We start from the raw sequence: 17,832 nt of genomic DNA on the forward strand, positions 1-17,832 counted from the left end.
TTCGGCAAAAGGCTGACGGGCCCTGCCGGACGCGGCGGGGCCGTTACATGGTATGGGAAAGAAGACGCCGCTCCCAGACGGCGGCGACCCGTACGCGGCACTCTGTCCCGGACCCCGCGTCCGACCCCGGGGAACGGGGATTAGGAGCGCTGGACCAACGCGATTCCGCACGTGATCATGGCGAGACCGGTCACGTCCCGCAACGAGACGTGTTCGGCGAGCAGCATCGCGCCGAGCGCCAGGCCAAACACGGGTGTCAAGAAGTAGTACGCGCTCACGCGACTCGCTTCGCCGCGCGCGAGGAGGGTGAACCAGAGCAACGACGCGCCGACGCTGATCACCAGGACCAGGTACGCGAACGACGCGACGAGCCCGCGTGTCACGACGAGCCGGAGCGGTCCTTCCAGCATTGCCGCCGCGGGAATCAGCAGCGCCGAGGCACTCGCGAGTTGGGCAGCGTTGATGACGAGCAGGTCGTGCCTGGACTGGATGCGCTTGAAGACGATCGTAGAGAGGACGAGCGCGACCGTGCCCGCGATCGCCAACGCCACGTCGATCGGCCGGGCCGCCTGCGTGCCGGCGCGCGTCACCATCATCGCGACCACGCCGGCAAATCCCAGTGCGGTTCCGAGCGCCTTGCGCGCGGTCAACGGTTCGTCGAGCAGCCGCGGCGCCAGCAGGGCGAGGATCAGCGGATTCAGACTCGCGATGATCGCGCCCATGCCCGACGAGAGGTGCTCGAGCGCCAAATAATTCAGTCCCAAGTAGCAGGCGTTGGCCAGCGCCCCGAGGAGCGCCGGCTCGAACCACGCGGCCGCCGTCGTCGGCAGACGCCGGCGCATCGCGACCGCAAGGGCGGAGAGTATCAGGGCGGCGGCGAAGAAGCGGAACACCAGCATCCACAGCGGTTGGGCTTCTGTCGCCAGGATCTTGCTCGGCACGAACGCCGAGGCCCACAGGAAGACGTACAGGATCGCCAGCGTCGCGCCGCCCGAGCGGGCTGGGACGGCGGCGCGGCGGTCGGGGTGCGCCATGCCTCACAGCGTAGCCGCTTGTTCGCCGGGTTGCAAAGGAGCAGCGGAGACCCCCGACTGATGACGGACGCCGACGGCCTGCCGACTCCCCAACGGTACTGGGCGATCCTGACGGTCGCCATTGCGCTCGCGATGTCGGCGCTCGACGGCGCCATCGCCAACGTCGCGCTGCCGACGATCGCCACGGACCTTCGCGCGAGCGCGGCGTCGTCGATCTGGGTCGTGAACGCCTACCAACTGGCGGTGATGATGTCGCTCACATCGTTCGCCGCGCTCGGAGACATCATCGGCTACCGGCGTGTCTACGTGATGGGGCTCGCCGTGTTCACGCTGGCGTCGCTGCTGTGCGCGCTGTCACACTCGCTGACGGGACTGGCGCTGGCGCGGGGACTGCAGGGCTTCGGCGCGGCGGGCATCATGAGCGTGAACGCGGCCCTCGTCCGGTTCACGTATCCCCGCGCGCGGCTGGGACAGGGGATCGGGTTGAACACGCTCGTGATCGCGACCTCGTCGGCCGCCGGGCCGACGGTGGCGGCCGGGGTACTCGCGGTCGCGTCGTGGCCGTGGTTGTTCCTGATCAACGTGCCGCTCGGTGCCGTCGCGTTCGTCCTGGCGGTGCGCGCCCTCCCGCGCACCGAACCTTCCGGGCACCGGTTTGACGTCGCGAGCGCCGTGCTCAGCGCGATGTGTTTCGGCCTGCTGATCGTCGGCATCGACAGCCTCGGGCACGGCTTCGGCGTCGCCGCGGTGGCCGCCGAACTGGCCGGTGCGGGTGTGCTGGGGACGGTACTCGTGCGACGGCAGGCCGGGCTGGCCATGCCCATGGTGCCAGTCGACTTGTTCAGGCGGCCGATCTTCGCGCTGTCCGCCCTGACGTCCGTGTGCTCGTTTACCGCGCAGGGGCTGGTATTTGTGGCGCTGCCGTTTTATTTCCAAGACGTCCTTGGTCGGTCGCAGGTTGAGACCGGTCTCTTGATGACGCCGTGGCCGCTCGCGGTCGCCGCGATCGCGCCCATCGCGGGCCGCCTCGCGGACCGCCGCCCCGCGGGCGTCCTCGGCGGCGTCGGCTTGGCGATGCTCAGCGCGGGGCTGGTGCTGGTGGCGCTGTTACCAGCGCATCCGACCGCCTCCGACATTGTCTGGCGTATGGGGATCTGCGGGTTCGGCTTCGGGTTCTTCCAGTCCCCGAACAATCGTGCCATCATCTCCAGCGTGCCGCGCGAGCGGAGCGGAAGCGCCGGCGGGGTCGTCGCCACGGCGCGGTTGTTGGGGCAGACGACCGGTGCGGCACTGGTTGCGCTCGTGTTCGGGCTCATCGCCGAGCATCCGGGGGGCATGGGTCGTGGGACGACCGTCGCCGTGGTGCTCGCGGCGTGCTTCGCCGCGATCGGCGCCGGGGTGAGCAGTCTGCGGCTGGTCGAGTTCCGAGACGCGGCGTGACGTCCGGGGGCGACCCGCTTCGGCGGTTGCGGCGGCACGTGATCGACACGGCGCCGTTGCGCGAGTTCCGAGAGTTCCGACTGCTGTGGATCGGGCAGTCGGTCTCCAACCTGGGCAACCGGGTCACCCAGGTCGCGCTGGCGTTTCAAGTCTATCAGCTCACGGGATCGTCGCTTGCGGTCGGGCTGCTCGCGCTGGCCAGGGTCGTGCCGCTGCTCGCGTGCTCCTTGCTTGGCGGGGCGATCGCGGACGCGGTGGATCGACGCCGCTGGCTGCTCTGGGCCCAAACCGCCGCGGCGGCGGGTTCGCTTGCGCTGGCGGTCAATACCTTCGCGTCGCCCCGTCTCTGGGCGATCTACGCGCTGACGGCGGCGCTGTCTGCGGTGCGCGCGTTGTACTCGCCCGGGCTCGGATCGCTGGTGCCGCTCCTCGTGCCGCGCGCGCAGCTGCCCGCGGCACTCGCGCTCAACACCGTCTACGGCACCGCGGCGGCGCTCGTCGGGCCCGTCCTCGGCGGGGTGCTGATCACCCGCCTTGGGGTCGGGGGCGCGTACCTCGTCGATGTCGGGACGTACACTGCGGCCCTGGCCGCCCTCGCGGCGATGGCTCCGGTTCCGCCCGTGCGGGGCACCCCGCCGCCCGGGCTCGGCTCGATCCGCGAAGCGCTGCGCTTCCTCAAAGGGCGGCCGGTGCTCCAATCGACGTTCCTCGTCGACCTCAACGCCATGGTCTTCGGCATGCCGACGTCGCTCTTTCCGGCACTCGCCGCGCGCGTCGGAGGTGGCGCGCAGGTGCTCGGCCTGCTGTATGCGGCGCCGTACGCGGGGGCGCTACTGGCGTCGCTGATGAGCGGTGGGGTCGGCCGGGTCCGCCGCCAGGGGCGGGCCGTCATGGTGGCCGTGGTCATGTGGGGTGCGGCGATCGCGGCGTTCGGGTTCGCCCGCTCGCTGTGGGTGATGGCCGTCTTGCTGGTTCTCGCCGGCGCAGCCGATTTCGTCAGCGCGGTGTTCCGCGATACGATCGCGCAGGCGGTGGTGCCGGACGCCATGCGCGGTCGTCTGTCCGGCATGGAAGAGGCCGTCGTCGCGTCCGGGCCGGAACTCGGCGACATCGAGGCGGGCGTCGTCGCGTCGCTCGTGAGCATCCCCTTCTCGATTGTCTCGGGCGGGCTCGCCTGTATCGTCGGGGTCGCCGCTCTGGCGCTCGCCGTCCCGGAGTTTCACCGGTACGACACGCAACACCCGACGCCGTAGTCCGGGCGAACTCGACCGCGGGTGTGGGATCGCCGAGCCGTGTGCGTCAGCGCGGCACCGTGGCGACCCGGCGGCGGCCGGTCCAGAGGAACCACGTGCCCCACGCGATCAGGACGAGCGCGGCCATCTGTCCAAGCGTGAGCACGACCACCGTGCGGTCGTCGCTGCGCAGCAGATCCAGGAGGACCCGGAGCACCGACGAGGCGACGATCGCCGACCAGAACAGCGCGCCGTCGAACGCGCGGTGCCGCGCCCGCCCGAGGATCCAGGCGAGAATCGCCGCGGTGCCCGCCATCTCGTAGAGCGGCAGCGGGTGGCGCGGCCCGCCCGGCACGCCGGGCACCGCGACGCCCCAGGGGAGCGAGGTCGGGTCGCCGAAGAGCTCGCCGTTCATGAAGTTGCCCCAGCGCACCAGGATGATCGCCACAAGGACCGCCGGCGCCATGGCGTCGAGGACGCGCCACATCGGGAGCCGATGCCGCCCGCACCACCACCAGAGAAACAGCAGCCCCGCCGCGATCGAGCCGTGAGACGCCAAGCCGGCGTACGGCGGCAGGACGGCCGCGAGCGGGTCGTGCACGAACTCGCCGGGGTGGGAGAGGACGTACGCGAGGCGCGCGCCCACGAGCAGAGAGGCGAGAAACGGCACGGCGAGATGCTCGGTGATCAGCGTCCGGGAGACACCGAATCGTTCACCGAAATGCGCGGTAATCGGCACCGACAGAAACAGGGCGAGGCCCATCATGACGCCGTACCATCGCAGGGTGAACACGCCGAAGTGGGCGAGGGTCGGATGCATGCAGGCTCAGTATATCATCGAACGCGACGCCGGCACGCGCGTGTGGGACGGCGTCGAAGGGGGGCGCACGACATGGGCACGCGATCGGGACCGCCCGGGCGCCGTTTGAACGGCAGCGCCGACGCGCTGGCGCGGCGCGACCTCGCCAGGTTTCGCGATGACACCTTCGGGGAGCGGAACTGGGGGCACAAGGGATTGCGCGCCGCGCTGCGGGGGGTGTCGCTGGAGGAGGCCCTCTGGACACCCGGCCGCGGCGTCCACTCAGTATGGGAGCAGATCAACCACGTCGCGCACTGGAAGCGCTACGTCTTGGAGCGCCTGCACGGCCGCAGCCGACAGACGAATCAGGCGTGGCCGGCCGCGGGGCGGACGGCCGGCGATCTCCGCCGTGCGATCGTTGCGCTCGACCGGCTCCACCGCGCCCTGCAGCACGCGATCCTCCGGCTGTCCCCCGGAGCGTTCGAGGCAGGCGCCGGGCCGCGGTACTCGACGACCCAGTTGCTGCTCGGCGAGGCGGCGCACGACGCGTATCATACCGGCCAGATCTTCCTCACGCGAAGACTCTACCGCCAGCGCCGTCGGGCCGTGTGAAGCGCGCGCTGATCGCCTCGCCGCCGCGCGGCCGCACGCGACCGTCCGTTTACGACGCCACGCGTACCACCAATTTACCGAAGTTGCGACCCTGCAGCAGGCCGATGAACGCGTCGGGCGCGCGCTCCAACCCCTCGACGATGTCCTCTCGGTATTTCACGCGACCGTCGCGAACCCACGCCGAGACGTCGCGCAGGAAACCGCCGATCCGTTCGGCGTGGTCGGACACGATGAACCCGCGCACGGTGAGACGCTTGCTGAGCACCGACGAGAAGTTGGGCCCGGGTTGCGGGACCGCGTCGTTGTATTGCGCGATGAGACCGCACACCGGCACGCGCGCAAAATCGTTGAGGAGCGGCCAGACCGCGCGCTGGACCGCGCCACCGACACTCTCGAAGTAGACGTCGACGCCGTCCGGGCAGGCCCGCGCGAGCGCCTCGCCGAGCTCCGGCGCACGGTGGTCGACGCACGCGTCGAGGCCGAGCACGTCGACGGCGTAGCGGCACTTCTCGTCGCCGCCGGCGACTCCGACGACGCGACATTCCTTGATCTTTGCGATCTGGCCGACCACGGACCCGACCGCTCCTGACGCGGCCGACACGACCACGGTCTCCCCCGCACGCGGCCGGCCGATGTCGAGGAGGCCGACGTACCCCGTCATCCCCGGCATGCCGAGCACGCCAACCGCGGTGGAGATCGGGGCGAGCGTTGGATCCAGTTTGCGGAGCCCCCGGCCGGGCAGGACCGCGTAGTCCTGCCAGCCTCCCGAACCGACGACAATGTCGCCGACGGCAAAGCCAGGATCGCGCGTGGCGACGACCCGTGCGACGGTGCCGCCGACCATGACCCCACCGATCGGCACCGGCCGGGCGTAGGACTTCTTGTCGCTCATCCGGCCCCGCATGTAGGGATCGAGGGAGAGCCACAGGGTACGGGTCAACACCTCGCCGTCATCCGGCTCCGCGATCGGACCTTCCTCCATCGCAAAGTTCGCCGGTGTCGGCGGTCCGTCCGGTCGACTCTTGAGCACGATCCGTCGGTTGACGGATGACCCTGGCATGGTTCCCCTCCGCGGTGACGTCCTGCTGCGTCCGGGCGCACACCGGTGACGTACGCATTGCACGGTCACCGTCCGCCTTCCTTCGCGTACACCGGATGACGGTTTCCCGCGCGATCTGCACGGCGGGATCGCCGCACGAAGACATCGGATTTTTCGCGTCTCTTTCTTGACATGCTTGTGGGCGCGTGCTAACGTAGGCTCAAACTTCATAGCAACCCTTATCAAGAGTGGTCGAGGGACGGGCCCGATGACACCCGGCAGCCTACCAGGTACCCGCCTGGTGTGGTGCTAACTCCCGCGGAAGATCCAATTCCGGTAGATAAGAGGGAGTGATCCCCCTCGGAGTTGGAGGGGGCTTTTTGTTGTGCGCGTGCGGTGATTCTGGGCCTCCGGCCGTCGCCTGTTTCCGTCGAGGGAACAGCCAACCTGCGATCGGGTGGAGTGAAAGGGGAGGGGAGAGATGGGAGTTGTCGGGCTCGCGTGCCGGGAGTGCGGGAGGCGCTATCCGGTTGAGCCGATCTTTGTTTGCGAGCACTGTTTCGGCCCGCTGGAAGCGCAATACGACAATGGAGACCTGAGCGGTCCCGCTCTTCGCGACAGTATCGAACGCGGTCCGGCATCGATCTGGCGTTACGAGGCACTGCTGCCCGCGACGCGCGTCCCGGAATGGGACCTCGCGCCGGGCTTCACCCCGCTGGTGCGCGCGGAGCGCCTCGGCCGCGCGATCGGGTTGAACGATCTCTACATCAAGAACGACACGCGAAACCCCACCTGGTCGTTCAAGGACCGCGTCGTTGCCGTCGCCCTCGCGGCGTCTCAGCGGTTCGGGTTCGACGTGCTCTCCTGCGCCTCGACCGGCAACCTCGCGAACGCAGTCGCTGCGCACGCGGCGAAGGCGGGCATGCGCGCCGTTGTGTTCATTCCGAAAGGCATCGAGCGCGCCAAGGTGGTGACGACCTCGGTCTATCGCCCGATGGTCGTCGAGGTGGAGGGTACCTACGACGACGTAAACCGCCTGTGCCTCGAGATCGGGGAAGAACACCGCTGGGCGATCGCCAACGTGAACCTTCGTCCCTACTACTCGGAGGGCGCGAAGACACTCGCGTTCGAGGTCGCCGAGCAACTCGGCTGGAAGGCACCGGACCGGGTGATCGTGCCGATCGGCTCAGGGAACATGTTCATGAAGATCCACAAGGGGTTTGAGGAATTTCAGCGGCTCGGCGTCATCCCGGCGCACACCGTCCGCATGACGGCGGCGCAGGCGGAGGGGTGCGGGCCGGTGGCGACCGCCTATCGCAACGGCGCCGAGGCGGTGATCCCGGTCCGGCCGCACACGATCGCGCACTCGCTTGCGATCGGCAGCCCCGCCGACGGCGGGTACGTGTTGGACGTGATCCGGCGCACCGGCGGCGCGGCGGAGGCGGTGACCGACGCGGAGGTCGTAGACGCGATCCGGCTCCTCGCGGAGACCGAAGGGCTGTTTACGGAACCGGCGGGCGGCGTCACCGTCGGCGTCCTGCGAAAGCTGGCGCAGGCCGGGGTGATCGGCCCCGATGAAGTCACCGTGGCGTATATCACCGGGATTGGCCTGAAGGCGATCGAGGCAGTAGAGCAGGTCGTGGCGGCGTCGATCACGATCAAACCGACGCTGCGGTCGTTCGAGGAGCACGTGCTCGCACCGGCGGGTGCCTAGCCGAACGCGAGCTCTCAGTGGAGGTGAGGAGATGGCGGCACACGTACGGATCCCGACCCCGCTGCGCCGGCTGACGAAGGGCGAGCGCGTCATCGAGGTGAGCGGCGGGGACCTGGGGCAGGTGATCGACGAGCTCGAGCAACGGTACCCCGGTATCCGAGAGAAGTTGGTGGACGAGCGGGGCGACGTGCTCCGATTCGTGAATATCTTCGTGAATGAACAGGACATCCGGTTTCTTGCCGGCCTGAAGACGCCGCTCGGCGCCGGTGCGGAGGTGTCGATCGTCCCGGCGATGGCGGGTGGGGCCGGCTAGGCACAGCCGTCGTCACGCGTGTTCTCCGATCGATCCAGGCGGCGGCGCCCCCGGGGCGCCGCCGCCGCGTCGCGTGAGCGCGCACGACGTTGGGACACGACGCGGCACGTCGCCCGCCTCGCGCGGGCCGCTAGGGAGGGGTGTGGTCCGCGCCGAATGCCCTGACGGTGATGCACGTGGCGAGGCCCTTCGTGCGTAGGTCCCCAACACCGCGATCCCCGTTCGGGGCGGAGGCACCGTGAGCCGGAAAACCGCCGCCCCACGCGGGGCGCGCCGGGCGTCGCCAGATTTGGCGACCCGGGTCGAGGCGCTCCGGGATCGCATCCGTCGTCACGCGTACCTGTACCACGTGCTCGACGCCCCCGAGATCTCGGACGAAGCGTACGACGCTCTCGTGCAGGAACTTCGGGAGCTCGAAGCCGCGCACCCCGATCTCGTCACGCCCGACTCCCCGACACAGCGGGTCGGCGCGCCGCCGAGCGAGGCGTTCCGCCCCGTGGTCCACCCGCAGCCGATGCTCAGCCTGGCCAACGCGTTTGACGAGGACGATCTCCGGGCGTGGCACCGGCGCGTCGAAATGGGGCTGGCCGGCCAGACCGTCGTGTTCGACTGCGAGTTGAAGTTCGACGGTGCCGCGATCTCCCTGATCTACGAGGACGGCGTGTTTACGCGCGGCGCGACGCGGGGCGACGGCGTTCGGGGCGAAGACGTGACGGCCAACCTCCGTACGGTCGAGTCGCTGCCGCTGCGTCTGCGGCGGGAAGCGAACCCGCCGGCGTTCGTCGAGGTGCGCGGCGAGGTGTATCTGCCGAACCAGGCCCTGGACGCGATCAACGAGGAGCGCGTCGCGGCGGGGGAGATCCCGTTCGCCAACACCCGCAACGCCGCGGCGGGGTCGTTGCGGCAGCTCGACCCGGCGGTGACTGCACGACGGCCGCTCGCGCTGTTCGTGTATCAGCTCGGCGAGGTGCGGGGCCGTCGGTTTCGCTCGCACTGGGAAAGCATGGCCTGGGCCCGCGAGGCCGGGGTTCCAGTGAACCAGCACGCGCGCCAGGCCGCGTCCCTCGACGATGTGCTGGTATATGTCCGGGAATGGACCGAGCGCCGCGCCACGCTGCCGTACGGCACGGATGGGGTTGTGATCAAGGTGGACTCGCTCGACCAGCAGGCCGAGCTGGGGGCGACGAGCCAGGCGCCGCGGTGGGCGATCGCCTACAAGTTCCCGGCCGAGGAGGCCGAGACGCGGGTGCGCGACATCTTCGTACAGGTGGGGCGCACCGGCGCCCTGACACCGGTCGCCGATCTGGAGCCGGTACGGGTGTCCGGGGTCATCGTGCGGCGTGCGACCCTGCACAACGAAGACGAGATGCGGCGCAAGGACGTGCGCATCGGCGACGCGGTCGTGGTGCGCCGCGCGGGCGAGGTCATCCCCGAGGTCGTCCGGGTGCTGACCGAGAAGCGGAGCGGCGCGGAACGTCCGTTCGAGATGCCGCAGCACTGCCCCGTCTGCGGCTCGCCGGTCGAGCGGCGCCCAGGAGAAGCCACGTGGCGGTGCACCGGGGGCGCGGTGTGCCCGGCCCAGATCCTGGAACGGCTCATCCATTTCGCCTCCCGCGACGCCCTCAACATCGACGGCGTCGGCCCGAAGATTCTCCAGCAACTCCTGGACCGCGAGTTGATCGCCGATCCCGCGGATCTGTTCAGGTTGACGCGGGAGCAGGTGTTGAGCCTCGACCGCATGGCGGAGAAGTCCGCGGACAACGTGATCGCCGCGATCGACCGGGCCCGCCGGACGTCGCTGGCGCGGTTGTTGTACGGTCTTGGGATCCGGCACGTCGGTGTCCACGTTGCGGAGGTTCTGGCAGACCATTTCGGCGACATCGACCAGCTCGCCGCCGCGGCGGTCGACGAGGTGAGTGCGATCCCGGGCGTGGGGCCGACGATCGCCGAGAGCGTCATCGAGTTCTTCAGCCGCCCGAAGACGCGGGAGTTGTTGCGCAAGCTGCGGGACGCCGGCGTGCGGGTCGAGGCTCCTCCGCGCCCGGGAGGCCGGCTGGCGGGGAAGATGTTCGTGTTCACGGGGACCCTGGACCGGTTCTCGCGCCGGGAGGCTGGCGAGCGGGTCAGGGCGCTCGGCGGCGCCGTGAGCGAGACGCTGAGCGCGCACACGGATTATCTTGTGGCGGGGGATGCGCCGGGGAGCAAGATGGAGCGGGCGCGGAAGCTCGGCGTGACGGTGCTGACCGAGCCGGAGTTTCTCGCGCTGGTGGGAGGGGAGTGATGGCGGGACGACGCGGGCGCGGGGCCAGACGGCGGGCCGCGAATCGGGGTCCCCTGTGGTGGGTCCTCGCGTTGGCGGTGCTCGCGGTCGCCGTTGTGATCGGCGCTCGGGTCCTGCATGTGGCCGGGCCGCGTCCGGCGTCGCGGGCGGGAATGGTGCTGTTCTTCGTCCGCTACTCAAACGGCGGCCGGACGGGCGTGTTGGTCGAGGTGCCGCGCCCCGCCGTCTCGGGCGCGGCCAACGCCCGCGCGGAGACGGCGCTCCGCCGACTGCTGGCCGGGCCGTCCGCCGCGGAGCGGGCGAAGGGGATCGTCAGCGAGATCCCGACCGGGACGGGTCTTCGGAGCGTGGCCCTGAACGGCGACGTGGCGACCGTAGATCTGACGGCCGCGTTCTCCGCTGGCGGCGGCAGCACGAGCATGTTGGCGCGCGTGTGGCAAGTCGTGTACACGGCGACGCAAGTCCCTGAGGTCCATGCGGTTCAGATACTGATCGGCGGACGTCACGTGCGGGCGCTCGGCGGCGAAGGGGTGATGATCGACCAGCCGATCGAGCGGCCCGCGGCGATGCCGGCGTTTTAGGCGCGACGTTCGCCGGAGCCGTCCTGACCGGACGCTTCGCGGCGTTTCGTCCTTGTGACATGCCGGCTGGGCAGGGACGCCTTTGCCGCTGGGAGAATAGCCGGGCGATGCCCAAGGAAGTCTTCGCGGAAGACATCGAGCGCCTGATCGGCGCCCTCGACGGCGTAACCGCCGCCCGCGTGTTCACGACGCACGGCGGAGAAATCGCGCAGGTGTACGTCACGGTGGATCCCGCCGCGGACGTGCGCGCCGTGCGGCGCGGCGTCGGCACCGCGCTCGTGTCCTCGTACGGCATACCGATCGAGCCCTGGCGCATTCAGATCGCGCAGCCGCGCACGGGGCCGGATGCGCGTTCCCCGTTTCGCGTGCTGCGGGTCGAGGAGGCCGTCGGGGCGGCCGAGATGACGGCGGTGGTTCAACTCGCGTGGACGCGCGGCGGTGGGGAGCGCGTCGTGTCGGGTCGGGCCCGGGGCCCGGTCGGCTCTGCGCACCGCCTCCGCACGCTCGCCGCGGCCACGGTCGACGGGGCGCGCGAGTCGTTGGATCCGTCGTACCGGAAGATCGCCGCCGAGGAGGCCTCGCTGGTGACGTTCTCCGGCCGGCCGACGGTATTGGTCGGCGTCTCGGTGACCACGGCGCGTGGCGACGTGCGCGCCTGTGGGATCGCGCAGGAAGACGCATCGTCGGACGCCGCGGTTGCTGCGACCCTGGACGCCGTGGCGAAGTTGTCGGCGCAAGTCGCGATCGTCGCGGCGTTGCCGGATAACCGCCGGGCCAGGCTCGAGGCGATGCGCCGCTATGTGAAATCCGCCGAGCGCGCGCCGTCATCGGGCGATAGCGAAGGGGATCCCGGCTCGGCGAGGGAATCTCCGCGGGACGCCGTGCCGCAGGCCGGTCGGGGGACGCCTGCGGGAGCCGGGGAGTCCGGCGCGGGCCGTGGCCCCGGGGCGTTCCACGGGGCGCCGGAGTGCATGTACATGCGCCGGGCGCCCGCGTTTGCCGGGCGCGCGACCGGGGCGCACGCGGCCGAGTTGCCGAACGGCGAGGATCCGGACGGGCCGCCGGTGTTGCCGCAGATCCGGTCCGTGCAGAAGGGAGTGACGGCGATGCCCGTGCGTCAGGACCTCCCGCACGCGGGGGCCGTTCCATCCGGCCCCGGTCGTGTCTCGATCGAGGAGGTGTGGTATCAGTCGCTGATCGCCAACCGCACGCCGGTGCACGTCCGCTGCCGCGACGGCTACGAACTGCACCCCGCGGTGCTGCGGGATGTGGACACCGAAAGTGTCCTCCTTGAGGTGAACGGGGCGACCGAATTGGTGTACAAGCACGCCATCCTCTCGATCCGTCCCTTGACGGATCCCCGGGCGGAGGCGTAACCTCGCCGGTGTCGGACGGCCGCGAGGCCCGCCTGGCGGAGTTGCGCGCCCGGCGGGCCCGTCTGGAGGCAGGTGGCGGCCCGGAGCGCATCGCGCGCCAGCACGAGGCCGGCAAACTGACCGCACGCGAGCGCCTGGCGGAGCTGCTGGATCCCGGCACCTTCGTGGAGCTCGACCGGTTCGTGACGCATCGCGCCACGGCGTTCGGGATGGATCGGGTCGAAGCGCCCGCGGACGGCGTCGTCACGGGCTATGGGGCAATCGGCGGCCGCCTCGTCTACGTGTTCTCGCAGGACTTCACGGTGCTCGGTGGCTCGCTGGGTGAGGCGCACGCGCAGAAGATCTGCAAGATCATGGACCTTGCCATGCGAAATGGCGCCCCGGTGATCGGCCTCAACGATTCCGGGGGCGCCCGCATCCAGGAGGGGGTTGTGAGCCTCGGTGGGTACGCCGAGATCTTCCTCCGGAACACGCTCGCAAGCGGCGTCATCCCGCAGATCTCGGCGATCATGGGCCCCTGCGCCGGGGGGGCGGTGTACTCGCCGGCGATCACCGACTTTACCGTGATGGTGCGCGGCACGAGCTACATGTTCGTGACCGGGCCCCAAGTCGTGAAGGCCGTGACCCACGAGGACGTGACGTTCGAGCAGTTGGGGGGCGCGGAGGTGCACGCCGGCGAGAGCGGCGTCGCGCACTTCGTGGCGGACAGCGACGCGGACGGTCTGCACCTGATTCGACGCCTCCTCGGGTACCTTCCCCAGAATAACCTCGAGGAGGCCCCGCGGGTGGCGTGCGCCGACGATCCGGGGCGCCAAGACCCGCTGCTCGATACGATCGTGCCGTTGGACCCGCACCAGCCCTATGATATGCGCGACGTGCTCGCTCGCGTTGTCGACGGCGGTGAGTTCCTCGAGGTGCACCAGGCGTTCGCTGCCAACCTCGTGGTGGGGTTCGCGCGGCTCGGCGGTCGCGCCGTCGGGATCGTAGCCCAGCAGCCGGCGGTCCTCGCCGGTGTGCTGGACATCAACAGCTCCGTGAAAGGCGCCCGATTCGTCCGATTCTGCGACGCGTTCAACATCCCGCTCGTCACGTTCGTGGACGTGCCGGGGTTTCTGCCTGGGACCGTCCAGGAGCACGGCGGGATCATCCGCCAGGGGGCGAAGCTGTTGTTCGCGTACTGCGAGGCCACGGTGCCGAAGCTCGCGGTGATCACGCGGAAGGCGTACGGCGGCGCGTACGACGTGATGTCCAGCAAGCACATCCGCGGCGACCTGAACCTGGCGTGGCCCAGCGCGGAGGTCGCGGTGATGGGACCGGAGGGCGCCATCGATATCATCTTCCGCCGAGAGCTGGACGAGGCGCCCGACCGCGAGGCCGCACGCGCCCGGCTCGTGGCCGAATACCGCGAGCAGTTCGCCACCCCCTACATCGCCGCGGCTCGGGGCTACGTGGACGACGTGATCGAGCCCCGGGAGACGCGGCCGCGCCTGATCTCGGCCCTTGAGGCGCTGCAGGGGAAGCGGGATCGCAACCCCCCGAAGAAGCACGGGAACATCCCGCTCTGACGCGCCGGGGACGAGGTACCGTGCCGGCATGACTCCGCGGCGCGCGCCGCGAACTGAGTGACCATGGTCGGTCGCGCAATCCACAAGGTCCTCGTCGCCAACCGCGGTGAGATCGCGCTGCGTGTGATTCGCGCCTGCCGCACGCGGGGCATCGCGACCGTGGCCGTGTACAGCGACGCGGACCGGTCGGCGCCCCACGTCTGCGCCGCCGACGAGGCGCGTCGGATCGGTCCCGCGCCCGCCTCGGAGTCGTACCTGCGCATCCCCGCAATGGTGGAGACAGCGCGCGAGACGGGCGCGGACGCGGTCCATCCCGGCTACGGGTTTCTCGCGGAGAACCCCGCGTTCGCGTCGGCGTGCGCCGACGCGGGTCTGGTCTTTATCGGTCCCACGGCGGAGACGCTTGCGCGCTGCGGCGACAAGGCCGAGGCTCGGCGGGCGATCCGGGCCGCGGGCATTCCGGTGCTTCCCGGGACGGACCCCGTGGATGATGAGGAGGCGGCGGCCGCGGCGGCCCGTATCCGCTTCCCGGTGTTGATCAAGGCGGCCGGCGGCGGCGGCGGCAAGGGCATCCACCGCGTGAGCCGCGCCGAAGACCTGCCGGGGGCGTTGCGCTTGGCCCGCGGGGAGGCGCGCGCGGCGTTCGGCGACGACCGCGTCTACCTCGAGCGCTGGGTCGATGATCCCCGCCACGTGGAGATGCAGATCGCAGCGGACGCCCACGGCGCGGTGGTGCACCTTGGGGAGCGCGAGTGCTCGATCCAGCGGCGGCATCAAAAGCTCCTCGAGGAAGCCCCGTCCTTAGCGCTCGACGGCCGGCTGCGGAGGGCGATGGGCGCGGCGGCCGCCGAGGCCGCGCGGGCCGTGGGCTACCGTAACGTTGGCACCGTGGAGTTCCTCGTCGACGGCCCGCGGTTCTACTTCCTCGAGATCAATGCCAGGCTGCAGGTGGAACACCCGGTGACCGAACTGGTCACCGGCATCGATCTCGTCGGGTTGCAACTGGAGATCGCCTCGGGGGCGCCGCTGCCGTTGCGGCAGGAGGACATCGTGTTTCGGGGGCACGCCATCGAGTGCCGGGTCTCCGCGGAGGACCCGGCGGCGCAGTTTCTGCCGTCGGCCGGGCGCGTCGGGGAGGTCATCCTGCCCGGCGGGCCGGGGGTCCGCGTGGACGCCGCGCTCGTTTCCGGGATCGAGGTCACGCGGCACTACGACCCGCTCCTCGCCAAGATCATCGCTTGGGGCGAGACGAGGGAGGAGACGATCGCCCGAATGGCGGCGGCCCTCTCGGAGATGGTTGTGACCGGCGTTCCGACGACGATTCCGTTCCACCGGTGGGCGCTCCGGCATCCCGCGTTTGCCGCGGGGCGGTACAGCACGCGGTTTACCGACCTGGAATGGGCCCGCCGTGCGCCGATCGACCCGGCGCTCGCCGCTGTTGCGGCCGTCGTGCTGGCGCATCGCGACGGCCGCCGTCCGCCGACGCTCCCGGTCCAGGAGGCCCCCGGTTGGAAGGCGGCGGCGAGGCGGGAAGCGCTGTCGTGACCGCGTACCTGGTGCGCATCGGCAGCGCGGAGATCGAGGTCGTCGTGGAAGACGACGGGGACACGCTCTTCGCATCGTCGGGAGGCCGCACGCGGCAGGTTGACATCGCCGAGATCGTCCCCGGTTGGTACTCCGTGATCGTAGAGGGCGTGTCGCACGACCTGGGGATCGTGCCCGGCTCCGCAGACGGGGGGATCCTCGGGCGGCACGACCCCGGCGGGCCCCGACGCCACACGCTCGTGCTGGACGGGGAGATGTACACGGTCGAGGTCCTGCGGGGCCGCCGAGGGACGACATCGCGTTCCCGTGCCGCCGGCGCGGCCGGCGGCAGCGAGGTGCGGGCGCCCATGCCGGGGCTCCTGGTCGCCGTTCGGGTGACCGAGGGCGCCGAGGTCGCCAGCGGGCAGTCGCTGGTTATTATGGAAGCGATGAAGATGCAGATGGAGATTCGTTCGCCGGTCGAGGGAACCGTCCGGCGCGTGCACGTCGAGGCGGGCGTCGAGATTGCGGGCGGGCAGGTGTTGGTGACCATCGGTTGACGGGACAGCGTCATCCGGGCGAATTCGTAAGGTAGGCCAGAGGGGTGGGCGGCGATGCCTGGCGATTCGGATCGAACGCGGCGCGGGAACGGCGGGGCTGCCCCTGGGTCCGACCGGCGGCGGGATCGGTGGGAGGCCGAGGTGCTCGGCCCCGCGCTCGCCACCGCCCCTGAGCGAGCCGGGGCGTTTGCGACGTCATCGCAGATCCCGGTGGCGCGGATCTACACACCGGACGATGTCGCGTCGCTTGACTACGAGCGCGATCTGGGGTTCCCGGGCGCGTACCCGTACACCCGCGGTATCTATCCGACGATGTACCGCGGCCGACTGTGGACGATGCGCCAGTACAGCGGCTACGGTGGCGCGGAGGAATCCAATCAGCGGTTCCGCTACCTGCTCGAGCAGGGGCAGACCGGGCTGTCGGTGGCGTTCGACCTGCCCACGCAAATGGGATACGACTCGGACCACCCGCTGGCGGAGGCCGAGGTCGGGAAGGTCGGCGTTGCGATCGATTCGCTCGCAGACATGGAGGTGCTCTTCGACGGCATCCCGCTGGACCGCGTGAGCACCTCGATGACCATCAACGCCACCGCCGCGATCCTGCTGTGCATGTACCTCGCGGTGGGCGAGCGGCAGGGCGTCCCGCCCGCGCGGTTGGCCGGCACCACCCAGAACGACATCCTGAAAGAATACATCGCACGAGGCACCTACATCTACCCACCCGGCCCGTCGCTCCGCCTGGTCACGGACGCGATGGCGTTCTGTGCCGAGCGGCTCCCCCGATGGAACCCGATCAGCATCAGCGGCTACCACATCCGGGAGGCGGGCGCCACCGCGGTCCAGGAAGTCGCGTTCACGCTCGGGAACGCGATCGCATACCTCGAGGCCGCGCGGGCCGCCGGACTCGGCGTCGATCACATCGCGCCGCGGCTCGCGTTCTTCTTCGACGCGCAGATGGGGTTCTTCGAGGAGGTCTCGAAGTTCCGGGCCGCGCGCCGGCTGTGGGCCCGGATCACGCGGGAACAATTCGGCGCCCGGGACCCGCGATCGTGGATGCTCCGGTTCCATACGCAGACCGCGGGGGTCTCGCTGACCGCGCAGCAACCCGACAACAACGTCGTGCGCGTCGCGGTCCAAGCGCTGGCGGCCGTCCTCGGCGGCACCCAGTCGCTCCACACGAACGCCCGGGACGAGGCGCTCGCGTTGCCGACGGACGAGGCGGCGCTGCTCGCCCTGCGCACGCAGCAGATCATCGGCCACGAGAGTGGGGTGGCCGATACGATCGACCCGCTGGCCGGTTCCTATTATGTGGAGTCCCTCACGACCGAGATCGAGCGGCGGGCGGTGGCGTATCTCGACCGCGTCCGCGAGATCGGCGGCATGCTCCGGGCGATCGAGACGGGATACGTGCAGCGGGAGATCGGCGAGGCGGCGTACCGAGACCAGCAGGACGTCGAGGCCGGACACCGCGTCATCGTGGGCGTCAATCGCTTCCAGGCCGCTGAAGAGCGACCGCCCGAGATCCTCCGTGTGGATCCGGCGGTCATCGACCGGCAGCAGGCCCGGCTGCGGCGCGTTCGGGCGGAGCGGGACGGGGCGCGCGTCAATGCCGCCCTGACGGCGCTGGGTCGGGAGGCAGGGGGACGGGCAAACCTCCTGCCGTCGATCCTGGAGGCTGTGCGCGCCTACGCGACGGTGGGCGAGATCTGCGACGCGCTGCGGCGGACGTTCGGGGCGTATCGCCCACCGGTCGTGGTTTAAT

General features: G+C 70.3%; 15 protein-coding genes and 1 riboswitch. Of the genes, 12 read left to right on the forward strand and 3 right to left on the reverse strand.

Annotated elements, in window-relative coordinates:
- Positions 1-140: 140 nt before the first annotated feature.
- Positions 141-1,034: a DMT family transporter gene (locus tag VKZ50_14440; GenBank protein ID HLJ60920.1), complete on the reverse strand. Its 894-nt coding sequence runs from the start codon at positions 1,032-1,034 to the stop codon at positions 141-143.
- Between the two features lie 60 nt (positions 1,035-1,094).
- On the opposite strand from VKZ50_14440, the gene VKZ50_14445 reads away from it, so the two are divergent.
- Both VKZ50_14445 and VKZ50_14450 read left to right on the forward strand, forming a co-directional pair.
- Complete coding sequence (locus tag VKZ50_14445; GenBank protein HLJ60921.1) at positions 1,095-2,474, forward strand: MFS transporter; 1,380 nt, start codon at positions 1,095-1,097, stop codon at positions 2,472-2,474.
- Positions 2,471-3,727, forward strand: coding sequence for an MFS transporter (locus VKZ50_14450; GenBank protein ID HLJ60922.1), 1,257 nt, complete (start codon positions 2,471-2,473; stop codon positions 3,725-3,727). Before VKZ50_14445 ends, VKZ50_14450 begins: the two co-directional genes overlap by 4 nt.
- Before the next feature lie 46 nt (positions 3,728-3,773).
- Here the strand turns inward: VKZ50_14450 and VKZ50_14455 are convergent, their stop codons facing one another.
- Positions 3,774-4,526 (reverse strand): prolipoprotein diacylglyceryl transferase, encoded by a 753-nt coding sequence (locus VKZ50_14455; GenBank protein ID HLJ60923.1) that lies wholly within the window; start codon positions 4,524-4,526, stop codon positions 3,774-3,776.
- 72 nt (positions 4,527-4,598) lie between these two features.
- On the opposite strand from VKZ50_14455, the gene VKZ50_14460 reads away from it, so the two are divergent.
- Positions 4,599-5,117: a DinB family protein gene (locus VKZ50_14460; protein HLJ60924.1), complete on the forward strand. Its 519-nt coding sequence runs from the start codon at positions 4,599-4,601 to the stop codon at positions 5,115-5,117.
- Between the two features lie 49 nt (positions 5,118-5,166).
- Here the strand turns inward: VKZ50_14460 and VKZ50_14465 are convergent, their stop codons facing one another.
- A complete protein-coding gene (locus VKZ50_14465) occupies positions 5,167-6,177 on the reverse strand; it encodes an NADP-dependent oxidoreductase (protein ID HLJ60925.1) in 1,011 nt (336 codons plus the stop codon).
- Between the two features lie 215 nt (positions 6,178-6,392).
- Positions 6,393-6,503: riboswitch (SAM riboswitch) on the forward strand.
- 134 nt (positions 6,504-6,637) lie between these two features.
- Here VKZ50_14465 and thrC point away from each other — a divergent pair.
- The 9 genes from thrC (at position 6,638) to VKZ50_14510 (ending at position 17,831) form a co-directional block, all read left to right on the forward strand.
- On the forward strand, positions 6,638-7,870 hold the full coding sequence (gene thrC / locus VKZ50_14470; GenBank protein ID HLJ60926.1) for a threonine synthase: 1,233 nt from the start codon (positions 6,638-6,640) through the stop codon (positions 7,868-7,870).
- Between the two features lie 31 nt (positions 7,871-7,901).
- The gene (locus tag VKZ50_14475; GenBank protein HLJ60927.1) at positions 7,902-8,183 is read left to right on the forward strand and encodes a MoaD/ThiS family protein; all 282 of its coding nucleotides are present in this window, start codon (positions 7,902-7,904) and stop codon (positions 8,181-8,183) included.
- A gap of 238 nt (positions 8,184-8,421) precedes the next feature.
- On the forward strand, positions 8,422-10,464 hold the full coding sequence (gene ligA / locus VKZ50_14480) for an NAD-dependent DNA ligase LigA (protein ID HLJ60928.1): 2,043 nt from the start codon (positions 8,422-8,424) through the stop codon (positions 10,462-10,464).
- Complete coding sequence (locus VKZ50_14485) at positions 10,464-11,045, forward strand: GerMN domain-containing protein (GenBank protein HLJ60929.1); 582 nt, start codon at positions 10,464-10,466, stop codon at positions 11,043-11,045. The genes ligA and VKZ50_14485 overlap by 1 nt, the downstream gene beginning before the upstream one ends.
- 107 nt (positions 11,046-11,152) lie before the next feature.
- Positions 11,153-12,421 carry an RNA chaperone Hfq gene (locus tag VKZ50_14490; GenBank protein HLJ60930.1) on the forward strand — a complete coding sequence of 423 codons (1,269 nt, stop codon included), beginning with the start codon at positions 11,153-11,155 and terminating at the stop codon, positions 12,419-12,421.
- 8 nt (positions 12,422-12,429) lie between these two features.
- Positions 12,430-13,986, forward strand: a complete 1,557-nt coding sequence (locus VKZ50_14495) for a carboxyl transferase domain-containing protein (GenBank protein ID HLJ60931.1) — start codon at positions 12,430-12,432, stop codon at positions 13,984-13,986.
- Positions 13,987-14,049: 63 nt separating this feature from the next.
- The gene (locus VKZ50_14500; protein ID HLJ60932.1) at positions 14,050-15,531 is read left to right on the forward strand and encodes an acetyl-CoA carboxylase biotin carboxylase subunit; all 1,482 of its coding nucleotides are present in this window, start codon (positions 14,050-14,052) and stop codon (positions 15,529-15,531) included.
- Positions 15,528-16,070, forward strand: a complete 543-nt coding sequence (locus VKZ50_14505; protein ID HLJ60933.1) for a biotin/lipoyl-containing protein — start codon at positions 15,528-15,530, stop codon at positions 16,068-16,070. The genes VKZ50_14500 and VKZ50_14505 overlap by 4 nt, the downstream gene beginning before the upstream one ends.
- Before the next feature lie 54 nt (positions 16,071-16,124).
- Entirely contained in the window at positions 16,125-17,831 is a 1,707-nt protein-coding gene (locus VKZ50_14510; protein HLJ60934.1) for a methylmalonyl-CoA mutase family protein, read from the forward strand.
- Position 17,832: the final 1 nt, after the last annotated feature.

Source organism: bacterium, assembly GCA_035295165.1.
In the GTDB taxonomy this organism is placed as follows: domain Bacteria; phylum Sysuimicrobiota; class Sysuimicrobiia; order Sysuimicrobiales; family Segetimicrobiaceae; genus JAJPIA01.